This window comes from Acinetobacter sp. AG3, assembly GCF_022343575.1.
GTDB lineage: Bacteria > Pseudomonadota > Gammaproteobacteria > Pseudomonadales > Moraxellaceae > Acinetobacter > Acinetobacter guillouiae.
The window spans coordinates 43,510-58,723 of the sequence record NZ_JAKQZD010000002.1 but is presented as its reverse complement, the minus strand read 5'-3'; the positions used below and the strand labels follow the sequence as shown (position 1 = coordinate 58,723).

Genomic DNA, 15,214 nt, shown 5'->3' with positions numbered 1-15,214 from the left:
CTTATAAGTGATATTTTGCTCCCCAAATGATGTTATAAACATCAATATATGGAGTATTTTATGGCACGTAGACCAAGAAGAAATCATTCAAATGATTTTAAAGCTAAGGTAGCACTTGCTGCGATTAAAGCAGAAAAAACACTTGCTGAATTGAGTGCTGAATTTGATGTTCATCAAAACCAAATTATCGACTGGAAAAATCAACTGATTTCAGCTTCCTCGCAAGCTTTCGATCAATCAAAAGCTCCAACAGAACCACCCATCGATCTAAAAAAACTACATGCAAAAATCGGTGAGCAGGCATTAGAAATTGATTTTTTAGAAGGTGTGTTGAAGAAACTGGGCCGCTTCAACCACAAAAGTTAATCGATGACTCACTTCAGATTTCAGTATCTAAGCAAGCTCAGCTGCTGAAAGTCTCCCGTGGTTGTTATTACTATCGCCCAAAACCTGTGAGTGCATCAGATCTGAAGCTGATGCGGTGTATGGATGAGTTACATATGCAATACCCTTTTGCAGGTAGCCGTATGATGCGTGATTTGTTGAATCGTCAAGGACATCATATAGGACGACGTCATACACGTACTTTAATGAAGAAAATGGGCATTAATGCGTTATATTGCAAACCAAATTTAAGCCAGGCTAATCAAGCTCACCGCAAATATCCATATCTGCTCAAAGGATTGGCTATTCAGCGCAGTAATCAAGTGTGGTCTACGGATATAACGTATATCCCTATGGCAAAAGGCTTTGTTTATTTATGTGCTGTGATTGATTGGCATAGCCGCAAGGTACTTGCGCATAGAGTATCGATTAGTATGGAGGTTACATTTTGCATAGAAACATTAAATGAAGCTATTGAAAAATATGGTCGACCTGAAATATTTAATACAGACCAAGGCAGTCAGTTTACCAGTGATGCATTTATTGATGTATTGAAATCAAATGACATCCAAATCAGCATGGATGGTAAAGGTCGATGGGTTGATAATGTGATGGTTGAACGATTATGGCGGAGCGTTAAATATGAAGAGGTGTATCTCAAAGCCTACAGCAATGTTTTGGATGCGAAGAAGCAATTAAACGCATATTTTGAATTTTATAATTTGAAACGACCTCATTCGAGTCTGGACAAAATGACTCCAGATGAGTTTTACTATGACCAGCTACCACAACAAAATAAGGTAGCTTAACTAGAGCAGAGTATCACTTATAAATAAGCTTTTAGTTGTTCAAACATGTGGGACCACCTCTTTTGTGCGACCATTTTTGATGATGAGAATAAAATTGAGGGTATTAAAAGGTTGGATTTAACCCTAATTCCTCGAATCTCAAATGAAGATGAGTTTCTGTTATGGTTAGCAGGTTTCATACAACATATTACTATTGATGAGAGTAAGAAAGACCAGATTCCTCTATCCATTGTTATGAAACAAAGGGCTTTGTTGCACAAAGATTAGAGCTCCTTAATTGATTCAAATTTAGGATAAAATTTTAATAATTCATTGTTTTTATAGAACCTCTTTGCTTGTTGATCTGAAATCACTTATCGGCAGTAATTTTGTATTATAAGCCTCATTAGGATAAACAGAGTTAATCAACTCATCCAATGGAACTTGATTAATCAAGTCTCTCAAGAACTTGAAGGTAACTAATATTGTTCGTCGTGAGCTGAACGGCTCGTATTCGAAAAGTTCTAGCATCCATACCAATATGGAGTTTTCATCGTTATCGATGATATTCAGGTAGATGTATCTTACGTTTCCATTAACCCTCACCTAAAAACTTTAAACCGTTAGAATCTACAAGGTGATGTAAGCTACGAAGAATTTTTTTGGTAGCTAATCACAATATCAATATGCTTTTACCTTCTACAAATTATTGAGTAATCTGTTCATCCATGCTTACCTTGTGACTAAGCATAGCATTGAGTCTTAGGATCAAACCAAATTGAAATATTTCCTCGCTTGGTTATACGGGGACCAATTTATTTCTTTTTTGCTGATTTTATAGCCTGACTGATGATTTAACTAATCCATTAATAACATGCGGTTTACAATTGACTAAAGTTGAACCCAAATAGGTTATTTTATAGAATTTTATTTAGATGAATTAATAGATATTGAGTTGATGGCAATTGATGCTAATAACTTAGATATTTTAGATAGATATGATAACTGAGGTTGCGTAGGCCACAGTCTTGGATATTCTATTTAACTTATGTTTACCTAAAATCTAGTTTATAAATTATTTTTAAAATATATTTATTAATTTCAATATTTTGAATAAAAGTAATAGGAATTTATTAAAAATGAGTTCATGAACTCGTAGAATTTTTAAGTACATTTATATAAAAGGCTAAGTTCTCCCAGCAAAGAAATAGATGCCGTTTAGATAAAATTTTCAATCAAATAATCTTATTGTTGATATTTCTAGTCACATAGTCTATTTTCATTATATGAATTATTCTTCTTTACCCAAAAGACCACGTGGTCGACCAACCAAACACGGTTGTAACTATGCAGACACCAAAGAAGTGTTAATCCGCCGAGGTATCGAGTTACTGACCGAACGTGGAATGAATGCTATGAGCTTGGACGATCTCATGAAATCAGTTCAAGTTCCTAAAGGGTCTTTCTACCATTATTTTGCAAATAAAGAGGCTTTTATTTTAGAAGTCTTAGATGCTTATGAACTTTATTTTGTGAAGCGATTGAATAAGTTTTTAAATCAAACTGATCTTTCCTCACTAGAAAAGCTGCAAAATTTTGTAAAAGATGCGGGTGAAAAAATGCAAAAATATGATTTTAAACGAGGTTGTATTTTAGGTAACTTAGGACAAGAAGTGTCGTATTTGCCTCAAGAAATCATTGCCCGAATCGAAAGTATCTTTAAGGTATGGGAGAAATTAGTTTCTGATTGCCTACATCAGTCAAATTCACAATATAGCCTAGCTGATTGCGATGAAGCTGCTTATCAGTTTTGGATTGGGTGGGAAGGTGCAGTTCTAAGAGCACGTTTGGTCAAATCAACAAGTCCCTTACATGCATTTTATCGCTTGTTTACTTTAGCTGTAAAACAACAAAATCACGTAAAAAGTTAATTAAAAAAATAAATGCAGACGTCTGTATTTATTTTTTTAATTAATTCTAGACAAGCAGTCTAATTAAATAGAGAGGAAGTTCTATGTACAAAGGTATTGTAATTACTAAAGATGAAGCAGGTTACACATCACAAATTACTGAGATTGCATCAAAGCCTTTACAAGAAGGAGAGGTTAGAGTCGAAGTCAAATATTCAACACTCAATTATAAAGATGCTTTAGCCATTACTGGGCGTTCACCAGTGGTGCGTAGTTTTCCTTTGACCCCAGGCATCGATTTTTCGGGTGTTGTGATTGAATCAAAACATCCAGCATGGAAAGAAAGAGATGAAGTTCTACTGAATGGTTGGGGAGTGGGTGAAAAGTATTTTGGAGGGCTAGCCGAGCAAGTCACTGTTTCTGGTGATTGGCTCATACAAAAACCTTCTGCTTTTTCTTTTAAAGATACGATGGTTATTGGTACAGCAGGTTATACCGCAATGTTGTGTGTCATGGCTTTACAAAAGCATGGTATTAAACCAAGTGATGGAAAAATTTTAGTGACAGGTGCAAATGGTGGAGTAGGTAGTATTGCCATTATTATTTTGAATCATCTTGGTTATGAGATTACAGCTTCAACTGGTCGACCTCAAGAGTCAGAATATTTAACCTATCTAGGAGCGAGTGAAATTATTGATCGTATTGAATTATCTTCCCCAGGAAAGCCATTAAACAAAGAAGTTTGGGCTGGCGTAATTGATACTGTTGGAAGCCATACTTTAGCCAATGCATGTGCTAGTACAAAATATCGTGGTGCAGTTGCTGCGTGTGGTTTGGCAGGCGGAATGGATTTTCCAGCAACAGTTGCTCCATTTATTCTAAGAGGGATTACCTTATATGGAATTGATAGCGTGATGGCACCAATCGAATTAAGAAAAGAAGCATGGGAACGTTTGGCTACAGAATTAGATCAAACAAAATTAGAAACAGTAACGACTGAAATTCAGTTAACAGATGCTTTAAATATTTCAAATGAAATTTTAGATGGAAAAATTCGAGGTAGAGTTGTTGTACAGATATAGTTCAACAAAATGAGTTGTGGGACTGTTCTAAATTTTGTGTAAGTACTTAATTTTCATTTATCCTACTGAGGATAATAAAAAGAGGTACTTCACATGGATGAAGCTACAATCAAAAGTATGGCAGCTGAATTAGCTAAAGGTTTAAAAACTCCTGAAGATTTAAACCAAATGACAGCCATATTTAAAGGTATTAGTTTAGCAATGAATTGTTTTACGATTCAGTTCGATGATCGATTAAAAGATCATTTATAAAAAATGGGACTTACACAAAATAATTTACAGGCTCGTAGAAACATGAAAATACATTCTTTTGGTGAACACAATAACATTACTTTATCTAATAATTGTATTGAAGTTCGAGGTGCACGTGAGCATAACCTTAAGGATGTAGATGTTTCTATCCCAAGAAATGCACTTGTTGTTTTCTCAGGTGTATCGGGTTCAGGAAAATCATCACTTGCTTTTGGAACTATTTTTGCTGAAGCACAAAGAAGATATTTCGAATCTGTTGCACCTTATGCAAGACGCTTAATAGATCAGGCCGGAGTACCAGATGTTGATGCTATTGATGGTCTACCACCAGCAGTAGCATTGCAACAACAACGTGGTGCAAGTAATACCCGTTCTTCTGTTGGAAGTGTAACAACTTTATCAAGTCTCGTGCGAATGATTTATTCGCGTGCTGGTGCATATCCTGCCGATCAGCCAATGTTATATGCCGAGGACTTTTCACCGAACACTCCTCAAGGTGCTTGTCCTACCTGTCATGGTTTAGGTCACATTTATGAAGTTACAGAATCGACAATGGTTCCTGACCCAACACTCAGTATTCGTGAGAGAGCTATCGCATCATGGCCACCTGCTTGGCACGGGCAAAACTTACGCGATATCCTAGTAACCCTAGGGTATGATGTTGATCGACCATGGAAAGATTTACCGCAATCGGATAGAGACTGGATTTTATTTACTGAAGAAACCCCAACAGTTCCTGTCTATGCTGGTTTAAGCCCCGCTGAGACTCAATCTGCACTTAAACGTAAACTAGAACCCAGCTATATGGGCACTTTCACTGGTGCTCGTCGCTATGTCCTTCATACTTTTGCTAATACCCAAAGTACGTTGATGAAAAAACGTGTTTCACGTTTTATGGAAGGAAAAATATGCCCTTCCTGTCATGGTAAACGCCTTAAACCAGAAGCCTTATCTATTACCTTTGCTGGAGTAGATATTGGTGAGTTTATGCAACTTTCTTTGGATAAGTTAACTTGCCTGCTTGAGCCCATTGTTCTTGGCAATTTCGACGCTCATGATGCTGGAGAAAAGACTAATAATAAAGTAACCCAACTTGACAGATCTGAACGAGCAACAACAGGTAGAGCTGTGCATTCTGTATCTCCAGATGTAAGACGTACGTCAGCACTTTCAGATGAAAAGAAAATTGCTGCCCAGCGTTTAGCAAATGGTGTGGTGGGGCGTTTAAATCAATTACGCCAGTTAGGTCTTGGTTATCTAACATTAGATAGAGCCACACCGACTCTTTCAGCGGGAGAGTTACAACGTTTGCGTTTAGCAACACAATTAAGTTCTATGCTATTTGGTGTAGTTTATGTACTGGATGAACCGTCTGCTGGATTACATCCTTCAGATAGTCAGTCATTATATGATTCTCTCGATAAATTAAGAGACGCTGGAAACTCCGTATTTGTTGTAGAGCATGATTTAGAGCTCATGCGTCGTGCTCAATGGTTAGTGGATGTTGGACCAGATGCAGGAGAGCAAGGTGGTAATATTTTATATAGTGGAGTACCTCAGGGTTTAAGTGAGATTTCAGCTTCACGTACTGCAAGTTATTTATTTAATAAAATCCCAGTTACTCAAAGTTATGGACGTACACCCTCTGGTTGGCTTGAACTTAACAATATTTACCGACATAACCTGCATAATATTGATGCTCGTATACCTCTTGGTGTACTTACAGCAGTTACAGGTATTTCAGGTTCAGGTAAATCTAGTCTCGTTTCTCAAGCTTTACCCGAGTTAGTACTTTCATATTTAGGCAATGAATCTGAAACTGAAAACAATAATGAAAATAATCCTTTAAATGAAGGAATGTTGGTTACCGAGGTTACACAGGGTTCTCTGGCTGGTGATGTGGAGGCTATACAGCGTCTGGTACAGGTTGATCAAAAACCAATTGGCCGTACTCCACGTTCTAATCTGGCAACTTATACGGGTTTATTTGATCATGTTAGAAAGTTATTTGCTGGGACTCCTGAAGCTCGCCAAGCTCATTATGATGCTGGACGTTTTTCGTTTAATGTGGCTAAAGGGCGATGTGAAACTTGTGAAGGTGAAGGCTTTGTCAGTGTAGAATTATTGTTTATGCCAAGTGTATATGCCCCTTGTCCGACATGTCATGGTGCTCGATATAATGATGACACTCTGAAAATTCGCTGGAATGGACGTAATATTGCTGAAGTATTAGGAATGACCGTCAATGAAGCACGTGATTTTTTTGATGGAGAGGTCTCGATTGCTCGTTCACTACAATTATTAAAGGAAATTGGCCTTGGTTATTTACGTTTAGGGCAACCAGCGACTGAACTATCTGGTGGAGAAGCGCAACGTATTAAATTGGCGACCGAGCTGCAACGCAATCAGCGTGGAAATACACTGTATATACTTGATGAGCCAACTACAGGTTTGCATCCATCAGATGTAGATCGATTGTTAGTTCAATTGCAGCGATTAGTCGATGCGGGTAATACCGTTATTATGATTGAGCATGATATGCGTGCCGTTGCACAAGCAGATTGGGTGATTGATGTGGGACCAGGTGCTGGAAATGCTGGTGGGAATATTGTTGTGGCAGGAACACCAAAACAAATAACAGAAAATCAAGATAGCCGTACTGCTCCATATTTAGTTAATGAGTTAGTGAGTCGTGATACTAAACGTTGATATTGCGAGTGGGTAGAATAAAACCTTAAATTAAAAGCCTGTAAAATCAATCAGATATTTTTTTGTTTTAGGTGGTGTGTCAGCATGAAATCTAAAAGTTTTTTTTCAACTAAGGGCTTTGTTGCACAAAGCTATCTGTAACGGCTTTTTCAGCGATATAATTTTCAAATGAAGAAGCCTACACACAAAATCTACCGCACAACCAATTGGCCCGCATATAATCGAGCTCTCATTAATCGTGGGAATATTGCCATTTAGTTCGATTCAAAGACACAATGGTATGCAGAACTTCAAGGCTACTTTGAAATCTAAGGAACTTCATGGTGTAGTTAGGTGTATCGGATTTAACATAATTAAGATTATACGAAGTATATATGGTAAGACGGAGAAATTTGTGGAATAGACGTTGAACGACACATCAGTTGGGCTTTGTTGCACAAATCTATCGATAAAGTCTTATTCGGCAATATAATTTGCAAATGAATAAGCCTACACCCAAAATTTATCGTACAACCAATTGGTCTTCTTATAACAGTGCATTAATAAATCGAGGAAATCTCTCAATTTGGTTTGATACTAAGACTCAATGGTATGCGCAACCAGAAGGCAAGCATGGTCGAAATCAAACTTATTCTGACGCAGCCATCCAATGCTGCTTAATGATTAAATCTCTATTTCGATTGTCTTTACGCATGGTCACAGGCTTTGTTCAAAGTATCATTAAACTTTACGGATTAGATTGGACAGCACCGGATTATTCAACCATTTGTAGAAGACAAAAGCATATTGATATTCAAATTAGCTATGAAAAGAGTTGCAATAGACTGCATCTACTCGTCGATTCCACTGGCTTGAAGTTCTTAGGTGAAGGTGAATGGAAACGTAAGAAACATCAACCTGAATATCGTCGCCAATGGCGTAAACTACATATTGGGATAGATTCTAAAACCCTACAAATACGAGCAGTTCAGCTTACAACCAATAACGTGAGTGATTCGCAAGTCCTTGTTGATTTACTAGATCAAATTCCGTTGAATGAACAAATTGATTCAGTCTATACAGATGGGGCTTATGATACAAAATAATGCCGTCAGGTCATTGCAGATCGGCAAGCACATGCAGTGATTCCTCCTAGACAAAATGCGAAGCCTTGGAAAGATACAAAGACCAGTTCGCTAGAGCAAAATGAATTACTACGAACAGTTAAACGTTTCGGCAGGACACTATGGAAAAAATGGGCAGGCTATCATCGCCGAAGTTAGGTCGAAACCAAGATGCATTGCATCAAATTATTGGGCGATAAACTCAGTGCAAGGAGTTTTGATAGCCAAGTGAATGAAATCCATGCACGTGTAGCAGTCCTTAACAGATTTACGGAATTAGGTCGACCACTTACCCAAGTTACGCCTTAAATTTAGCTCAATTAGGGGCGCTTTGCATTTCCAATCTTTGTGCAACAAAGCCTAGACCAACCATAACCAACTCTATCAGTCTCGATAATTGAGATATGGCTTCTAACTAATAATATATTCATCATTTTTAATACAAGTATTTGTTTTGGCTAGGGTGTGTCCTCATTTGGCTTTGCACCAAATAAATATACAGGCTATACGAATCATAGATTTATAATTGCGTGCCAGTTTATCAAATCGAGTTGCAATAGCACGGAAATGTTTTAATCTCGCAAAAGCATTTTCAACTAAATGTCTTAATTTATATAGATATTTATCAAATTCCTTATTCGATCTCTTACTGTTTGATCTCAATGGAATAATGGGAATCATATTCTTGTTCTTGGCATATATTCTAATGTGCTCAGCATCATACCCCTTATCAGCAATGAGATAAGTTGCCTCGTCTACCGTATCAATCAGTTGTTTTGCAACTTGACTGTCGTGGACGTCACCCCCAGTGATTTTAAAATCAATCGGTAATCCATTCGCGTCGGTTGCAAGATGTATTTTTGTTGTTCGTCCACCACGTGATTGTCCAATTGCTCTTTCGAAACCATGCCGAGCTCCACTTGCATGTTGATGCACGCGTATGTAACTTCCGTCAATGAATACCCATTCTTGATCCAAGACGCCTCGTAATCTAAAAAAAATTTATCCCACAATCCCTTGCTTGCCCAACGATTAAAGCGATTGTAAGCAGTTTGCCAAGGACAAAATTCTTGGGGAATATCACGCCATGTGGCGCCTGTACGCAGTTTCCATAAGATCGCTTCCATGATATTTCTACTATTCTTTGAACAGTAACAACCGTGTAATCGCATAGTATCTTGAATTTGCTGCCAGATATCATCGGTGAGAAGAGTACGTGCCATTGAAAAAATATAGAAATCAAAAGAGCTTAAAGGAGGATTTTAAGTATTTAAAACCAATTTTTCAAATGAGGACACGCCCTAGTATCTTATAAATCAAGAATTTTATTTTTTCTAGCTTTTAAGGCGGGCATTTCATAAAGATTAGGACGTCAATCTCATGTGATTAAGTGTGATCGTCTGTTATAATTCAGCAACTTATGAGGGGTAAGTCATGTTTAAAAAATTATTATTAGGGTTAATCATTGCTGTTCCTGTTATAGCTCAAGCTGATTGGATGGAATGGAGTAAAGATGATGAATTTGTTACTTATATAGACCCAGACCGTACGGTAAAGACTTATGAAACACTGGAACAAGCGGAAGTTTGGCTAAAGATGGTTGTTCATACAGACTTATCTAAAGATGGTTTGAGTATTGGTGATCACAGATTATTAAAATATGGAGTTAAATGTAAGACGAATGAACTAGGACTTCTCGCTTACTATTCTTATAAAAAGACTAAGTTAATAGATTCTCAAATCTTCCGTTCACCTCAATACGAACCTGTAATACCTGACTCAAAAGGCGAGAATATTTTGTATGCTGTGTGCTCTGCTTTGTATGGCCAAGGTAATTCATAACACCAAAAAGCCCTTACATTGTTGAGTAAGGGCTTAATTGCTCAGTAGTGAAACCGACACTGAACGATGCTAATCCGTTCATCCGTAACTTCATAAACCAACCTATGCTTTTCATCTATCCTTCGACTCCAAAAGCCTGAAAGGTTCGCCTTAAGTGGTTCGGGCTTTCCTGTTCCTTCAAATGGTGTTCGTAGGCACTCTTTGATTAAAGCATTTATACGCTTGAGTACCTTTTTATCCTGCGTTTGCCAGTAGATATAATCATCCCAAGCGTTATCTGTAAACTCAATTGTCCGATTCATCTTCGATGAGATCCCTTTCAGTAGTACGGGATGCACGTAATTGGGCAATTGACTCATTTAAACGAGCAGCATTATTAGGAGATGAAAGAAGATATAAAGTTTCCATTAAGCTGTCATAGTGTTCTTGCCCCATAACAACGGCATGACTACCTTCTTTCCTAGTAATTACTGCTACATCTGCATCATCAATAACCTTATCTAAAACGGATTTTAGATTGTTACGTGCATCTGTATATGTAAATACTTGCATGTTTTGCACTTCCTAATTAAATATTTAGCCTTAAACAATATATATATGGTCACTTCACTGATCTAGCATTAGTTGGTTGGCACATTGGCTCATAAATTCGCTATAGATACTTTATATGGACACTTAAATTAAAAATTGGCTGTTTGAGTTCATGTTTGCAAAAACATAGTTTTGTACAATATTCTGTACAATTAAAATGTACAATATTCTGTACAAGATGTAAAGCTGGAAGAATAAGAAAATCGCAATTTTTACGCGCTATACAATAAGTGTTCTTTTAGTTTTCTAAGGCATAAATGCTATGAAAAAAATGAACGATACTTCCGTTAATCAGCAGTTTTGTGAAATGGAAATTCTATTTTTATCAGATGTAAATACAACTTTGAACGGCAAAATTAGGCCTATTTCGAAGATTAACGATTTAGATGCCAATCAATGGTTTGATATTGCAAACCTGTTGCTTAGGTACAATATTGTCTTATCGCACTATGCTAAACAGATCGGTATTGAGATGGCACAAAAACAATGCCACTAGCAGCATATATGTGCTAAGTGCTGTTGTTTTACTTAGGATACTTGTTAGTGTGGAGCATCTTTAAATCACCGCCCCATTAAATCGGTATTTTGATTTCTGTAGCTGCTTGTTTCATATTTTGCGATGACTAGGAATGTTTCCAATCCCATGAAACTGTACCTTTACCATCTACAATGACCCATGCAGCTAGGTCTACAGCATTGCCAGTTAAGTGACGGCTATGTAGAGTTAAGAGTTATTGTCTTTTTTTCTTTTAATAGTTGAGCTTGACGTTCTTTAGTCCTTAATCGGTGTCAACGGCATTCTAAAATTGACCCCTTTTACCTTACAAATGGCAAAGTAAAATTGACCCCTTTGATCTCGTATTAAGTTTCAACCTGAGGCTGAATCCCAATTCTTTTTTTATCCTTCAAACGATAACTCTCACCCGATATCTGTACCACATGACAGTGATGTAATAGCCGATCTAACATCGCAGCGGTCAACGTAACATCATCCGCAAATGACTTAGACCATTGGCTAAAGGGTAAGTTACTCGTCAATATCGTACTGCCTTTTTCATAACGCTTGGCAATCACGTTAAAGAACAGATTCGCTTCTTCACGTCCAAACGGTAAATAACCAATTTCATCGATAATCAGTAACTTTGGTCCCAGTACCGCACGTTGCATATAGGTTTTCAGTTTACCTTGCTGGTAGGCTGTACTTAGTTGCAGCATGAGATCGGCGGCGGTAATGAACTTGATCTTAATGTTGTTCATGATGGCCTTATAGCCTAATGCCATAGATAAGTGCGTTTTTCCTACTCCGCTAGCCCCGAGAAACACCACATTTTCTGCTCTAGCAATAAAGCTCAGATTGAACAGTTCAATCACCTGTGATTTAGGGGCCCCTAGGGCATAATTAAAATCATAGTCTTCCAGGGTTTTGACTTGAGGCAGGCCTGAGAGTTTCATCAGTACCTGCTGGCTGCGCTGTTGCCTGGCAGCATATTCATGCGTCAAGATCGCTTCAACAAAGTCGGCATAACTTCCATCCTGACCTAATGTTTGTTGTGCATGATGTGACCATTGTGATGCGATGGCAGGCAGATTGAGCTTTTGGCAAAGCTGCTCTATACGGTCGTATTGCAGATTCATCAGGAAACTCCCAGCAACTGGTCATATACCGATAAGGGATGCTGCAAACTCTCGTAGGGCATGACATGCTCTGCTGCTGCAACAGGTACAGTGCTGGAACCTGTATCTGATTGCGGTAATGGCGTAAATTTTTGCTGCTCCTGTTGCAGTCGAACAGCCGGTTTTTCTTGCGTGGTGGCATGAATCCGCTGATTGGCGGTTTCATGCAGCCACCGGCCAATGTGGGCATTGGCGACATCAACATCTAACAGTAAACCCGAAGTCTTCAGGCTTGCTTTCAATGGCACAATAAAGCTTGATTTGAGGTATCCATTAAAGCGTTCAACTTTGCCTTTGGTCTGTGCACGGTAGGGCTTACATACGCGGGGACGAAAGCTGTACTTCTTGGCGCAATCGAGCAGTTTGGGGTTCCATTTATGCCGCCCCTCCTGATAGGCATCCCGTTCAATCATGATCGTTTTAGCGTTATCAAACAGGATTTCCTGAGGTACTCCTGCAAAGAACTGAAATGCATTTTCTAGACCATCGATCCATGCATCGGTACGTTCATGATCATAAAATTTCACGAAAGTCGCTCTGGAATACCCTAATGTTGCGACAAAGGCTTTTAAAGTCGTGTTGTTGCGTCGAATCGTGGTGAAATCCACCTGCATTTGTTGGCCAGGTTGGGTTTCAAAACGAATGATCGGTTCTGGTTGAGCAACTGGTTTTAATGTTGCAAGATATTCCCTCAAGATTCTGATCTTTCCTGGATATCCCAACCCTAAAATTTCCTGGTAAAGCACAACAGCAGGAATCCATTCAGGATGAGCTGCATTTACACGTTGGAGTAAATAGGGTTTATATGGGTCAAGGATACTTATTCTAGGCTGTATACGCTGATACTGAGGTGTGGTGTTTTGCCGTAAATATTTACGTACGGTATTTCTGGACACCCCCAGTTCACGAGTAATGGCTTTAATAGATTTACCTTGCTGATGAAGTATTTGGATTGTCACTGCTTGCTCCAAAGTTAACATGTTGAGCAGTCCAAAATGACCGCTATATTAACCAAGGGGGTCATTTTTACACTGCCGCTAACATCGGTCGATTACTGTGAAATCTATTTGAGTTAATTCAATTGCCCTATTGACCACTTTAACAAGATCAGGATGGACACCTTCTAAACTAGACAAGCTCCTTTTAGGGGTATTTCCATAAGCAGATAGAGCTGAAGATGCAGTATTCAATATCCACGTTACTCTAGCTTCTTCAGCCCATTCTTTAAAAGCGGTGATGAGAAGATATGCTGTTCTACTCTACATTCAGGTCTAACAAATAAGCAATAATCAAAAGCCATCTCATTTCAGGTGCCTTAAAACGTACAGCAGCATCTGATACGATTTCCATTTTTAAAAGATTAAAACAAATTACTTTAACAGTAATCTTTACAACTACACGAAACTTTTCCATCCAAAAGAACCTTTCTATCTCTGCTTAAAAGGCAACTCTCAATGACCCAACTACAAAATTCTGTACGTTTGGGACTCATTACTGTTAACTCTCACTCGTGCAGCCAAAATTCAACTCTTATTGGAGTTTATAAAAATGGCAAAGCGCCGAAAGAATCGAAAGCCAAATAACAGTAATGTCAAAAATTTGAAAAAATCGATAGTAGCTCCTCCTAGCTCAGTTGAACGAGACATTGAAAAATTTAAATTTTATTCAGTTTTTGTTCATACCCTAGGGACCCTGATTATTAACTTCAAAGATCAAATTCTGAAGTTGATCAATTAAGTTGCTATAACATTCTGTTTTAGAACCATTGAACGCAATGGATGGGGTATAAGAATACTGCTCCATCTGTTGCTTATATTTTACTTCCATGTCATAAACGGCTTCTGCTGCTCCAGGTAGGTCTAGTAGGATCTCCCATTCGTATAGCATGGCTTTAACTGTGCCATATAGAGTACACATATGATTCATAGTTATCCCAAGTTTATAAAAGGTTTCTTCTTTGTCTCAACATCTAATTAAGTAGAAGATAGCTTGAGAAAGGAAAGATTTTCGTTTGCATCCTTTAATTTTCATTTTGTTATGATCTATTTAAAGACCAGTAAATAGGTCTTGTAATTGGTTTTTTAATTGTTTAGTATGAATGAAAGTTATGTAGCATTTGATTAATTGTAAATAAGAGGAGCCGATCTGTTAGCTACAAATAGGTCTAATATATTAATTATGGTGAGAAAAAACTCATGAATAACATTATCCTTAGTCGATTTGTTTCTAGTGTTTCTGAATTAAAAAAGAATCCAATGGAAGTCGTACAAAATGGTTTCGGTGAAGCTGTAGCTATCTTGAATAGGAATAACCCTGCGTTTTACTGTGTCCCTGCTGATATGTACGAAAGAATGATGGATTTAATTGAGGATCAGGAACTTTTAAAGCTAGTTGAACAAGTCGATACTGACAAAACTGTGAAGGTATCTATAGATGAGTTACGAACTAGAGTTCGAGGAAAAAGCGCTTAAAAAGTTTGATAAATTAAATCGTCAAATAGCTGAACAATTTATTAATAAGTTGGAAGCAATACTGGAAAATCCAAAGATACCGAGTAAAAAACTTAGAGGATCTAGTGATCTATACAAAATTAAGCTTAGGTCCGCAGGATATAGATTGGTGTATCATGTTATTGATGAAAGAGTAGTAATCATCGTCATTGATGTAGATAAGCGAGATACTATCTATAAAAACATGTAAGATAAATTAGCCCTCAGTCTTTGTTGTTGGGCTTCTTTAGTACATAGTTTAGATAATTTATTAACTGCTAAATTGCACTGAAGTCATTAGTAATTAATTATATTGTAATTTTCACTTCGCAGAACTTACCTCTAATTGCTGTACAATGTAGAGGTAAATACATACTCCATTTTCTTTTA

General features: G+C 37.6%; 15 protein-coding genes and 4 pseudogenes. 11 read left to right on the top strand and 8 right to left on the bottom strand.

What is annotated here, in order from left to right; genetic code table 11:
- Positions 1 to 60 precede the first annotated feature (60 nt).
- A protein-coding gene (locus L3V46_RS22215) for an IS3 family transposase (RefSeq protein WP_225367773.1) occupies positions 61 to 1,193 on the top strand; the annotation gives its coding sequence in 2 pieces (ribosomal slippage) (positions 61 to 313 and positions 313 to 1,193; 1,134 coding nt in all).
- Positions 1,194 to 1,256: 63 nt separating this feature from the next.
- Positions 1,257 to 1,460 (top strand): annotated as a pseudogene (locus L3V46_RS22210) (hypothetical protein); the annotation flags it as partial.
- Positions 1,461 to 1,549: 89 nt separating this feature from the next.
- Here the strand turns inward: L3V46_RS22210 and L3V46_RS22205 are convergent.
- Positions 1,550 to 2,006 (bottom strand): annotated as a pseudogene (locus L3V46_RS22205) (transposase); the annotation flags it as partial.
- A 452-nt stretch (positions 2,007 to 2,458) separates the two neighbouring features.
- Between L3V46_RS22205 and L3V46_RS22200 the strand changes: the two are divergent.
- The 5 genes and pseudogenes from L3V46_RS22200 to L3V46_RS22180 all read left to right on the top strand — a co-directional run bounded on the left by L3V46_RS22200 (position 2,459) and on the right by L3V46_RS22180 (position 8,537).
- Positions 2,459 to 3,103 (top strand): TetR/AcrR family transcriptional regulator, encoded by a 645-nt coding sequence (locus tag L3V46_RS22200; RefSeq protein WP_034616986.1) that lies wholly within the window; start codon positions 2,459 to 2,461, stop codon positions 3,101 to 3,103.
- 83 nt (positions 3,104 to 3,186) lie between these two features.
- Entirely contained in the window at positions 3,187 to 4,164 is a 978-nt protein-coding gene (locus L3V46_RS22195; protein WP_004647831.1) for an MDR family oxidoreductase, read from the top strand.
- A 93-nt stretch (positions 4,165 to 4,257) separates the two neighbouring features.
- Positions 4,258 to 4,416 (top strand): hypothetical protein, encoded by a 159-nt coding sequence (locus tag L3V46_RS22190; RefSeq protein WP_155768697.1) that lies wholly within the window; start codon positions 4,258 to 4,260, stop codon positions 4,414 to 4,416.
- 42 nt (positions 4,417 to 4,458) lie between these two features.
- On the top strand, positions 4,459 to 7,125 hold the full coding sequence (locus tag L3V46_RS22185) for an excinuclease ABC subunit UvrA (RefSeq protein ID WP_034616983.1): 2,667 nt from the start codon (positions 4,459 to 4,461) through the stop codon (positions 7,123 to 7,125).
- A gap of 479 nt (positions 7,126 to 7,604) precedes the next feature.
- Positions 7,605 to 8,537 (top strand): annotated as a pseudogene (locus tag L3V46_RS22180) (IS5 family transposase).
- A 162-nt stretch (positions 8,538 to 8,699) separates the two neighbouring features.
- Here L3V46_RS22180 and L3V46_RS22175 read toward each other — a convergent pair.
- A pseudogene (locus L3V46_RS22175) lies at positions 8,700 to 9,451 on the bottom strand (IS5 family transposase).
- A gap of 211 nt (positions 9,452 to 9,662) precedes the next feature.
- Between L3V46_RS22175 and L3V46_RS22170 the strand changes: the two are divergent.
- On the top strand, positions 9,663 to 10,070 hold the full coding sequence (locus L3V46_RS22170) for a surface-adhesin E family protein (RefSeq protein ID WP_034617165.1): 408 nt from the start codon (positions 9,663 to 9,665) through the stop codon (positions 10,068 to 10,070).
- A 41-nt stretch (positions 10,071 to 10,111) separates the two neighbouring features.
- Here L3V46_RS22170 and L3V46_RS22165 read toward each other — a convergent pair whose 3' ends face one another.
- Both L3V46_RS22165 and L3V46_RS22160 read right to left on the bottom strand, forming a co-directional pair.
- Positions 10,112 to 10,372 carry a Txe/YoeB family addiction module toxin gene (locus tag L3V46_RS22165; RefSeq protein ID WP_034617162.1) on the bottom strand — a complete coding sequence of 87 codons (261 nt, stop codon included), beginning with the start codon at positions 10,370 to 10,372 and terminating at the stop codon, positions 10,112 to 10,114.
- Complete coding sequence (locus L3V46_RS22160) at positions 10,356 to 10,622, bottom strand: type II toxin-antitoxin system prevent-host-death family antitoxin (protein ID WP_034617158.1); 267 nt, start codon at positions 10,620 to 10,622, stop codon at positions 10,356 to 10,358. Before L3V46_RS22160 ends, L3V46_RS22165 begins: the two co-directional genes overlap by 17 nt.
- A gap of 301 nt (positions 10,623 to 10,923) precedes the next feature.
- Between L3V46_RS22160 and L3V46_RS22155 the strand changes: the two genes are divergently transcribed.
- The gene (locus tag L3V46_RS22155; protein ID WP_227567096.1) at positions 10,924 to 11,157 is read left to right on the top strand and encodes a hypothetical protein; all 234 of its coding nucleotides are present in this window, start codon (positions 10,924 to 10,926) and stop codon (positions 11,155 to 11,157) included.
- 365 nt (positions 11,158 to 11,522) lie between these two features.
- Here the strand turns inward: L3V46_RS22155 and istB are convergent, their stop codons facing one another.
- The 4 genes from istB to L3V46_RS22135 form a co-directional block, all read right to left on the bottom strand.
- Positions 11,523 to 12,296, bottom strand: coding sequence for an IS21-like element ISAba8 family helper ATPase IstB (gene istB / locus L3V46_RS22150; protein ID WP_001053379.1), 774 nt, complete (start codon positions 12,294 to 12,296; stop codon positions 11,523 to 11,525).
- Positions 12,296 to 13,315 carry an IS21-like element ISAba8 family transposase gene (gene istA / locus L3V46_RS22145; protein ID WP_034617155.1) on the bottom strand — a complete coding sequence of 340 codons (1,020 nt, stop codon included), beginning with the start codon at positions 13,313 to 13,315 and terminating at the stop codon, positions 12,296 to 12,298. Before istA ends, istB begins: the two co-directional genes overlap by 1 nt.
- A 274-nt stretch (positions 13,316 to 13,589) precedes the next feature.
- Positions 13,590 to 13,748 (bottom strand): hypothetical protein, encoded by a 159-nt coding sequence (locus L3V46_RS22140; protein ID WP_155768699.1) that lies wholly within the window; start codon positions 13,746 to 13,748, stop codon positions 13,590 to 13,592.
- 270 nt (positions 13,749 to 14,018) lie between these two features.
- A complete protein-coding gene (locus L3V46_RS22135; RefSeq protein ID WP_224469590.1) occupies positions 14,019 to 14,261 on the bottom strand; it encodes a hypothetical protein in 243 nt (80 codons plus the stop codon).
- A gap of 269 nt (positions 14,262 to 14,530) precedes the next feature.
- On the opposite strand from L3V46_RS22135, the gene L3V46_RS22130 reads away from it, so the two are divergent.
- Both L3V46_RS22130 and L3V46_RS22125 read left to right on the top strand, forming a co-directional pair.
- Complete coding sequence (locus tag L3V46_RS22130) at positions 14,531 to 14,806, top strand: type II toxin-antitoxin system Phd/YefM family antitoxin (protein ID WP_034617152.1); 276 nt, start codon at positions 14,531 to 14,533, stop codon at positions 14,804 to 14,806.
- A complete protein-coding gene (locus tag L3V46_RS22125) occupies positions 14,769 to 15,035 on the top strand; it encodes a type II toxin-antitoxin system RelE/ParE family toxin (protein WP_034617149.1) in 267 nt (88 codons plus the stop codon). Before L3V46_RS22130 ends, L3V46_RS22125 begins: the two co-directional genes overlap by 38 nt.
- The last annotated feature ends 179 nt before the right edge of the window (positions 15,036 to 15,214 follow it).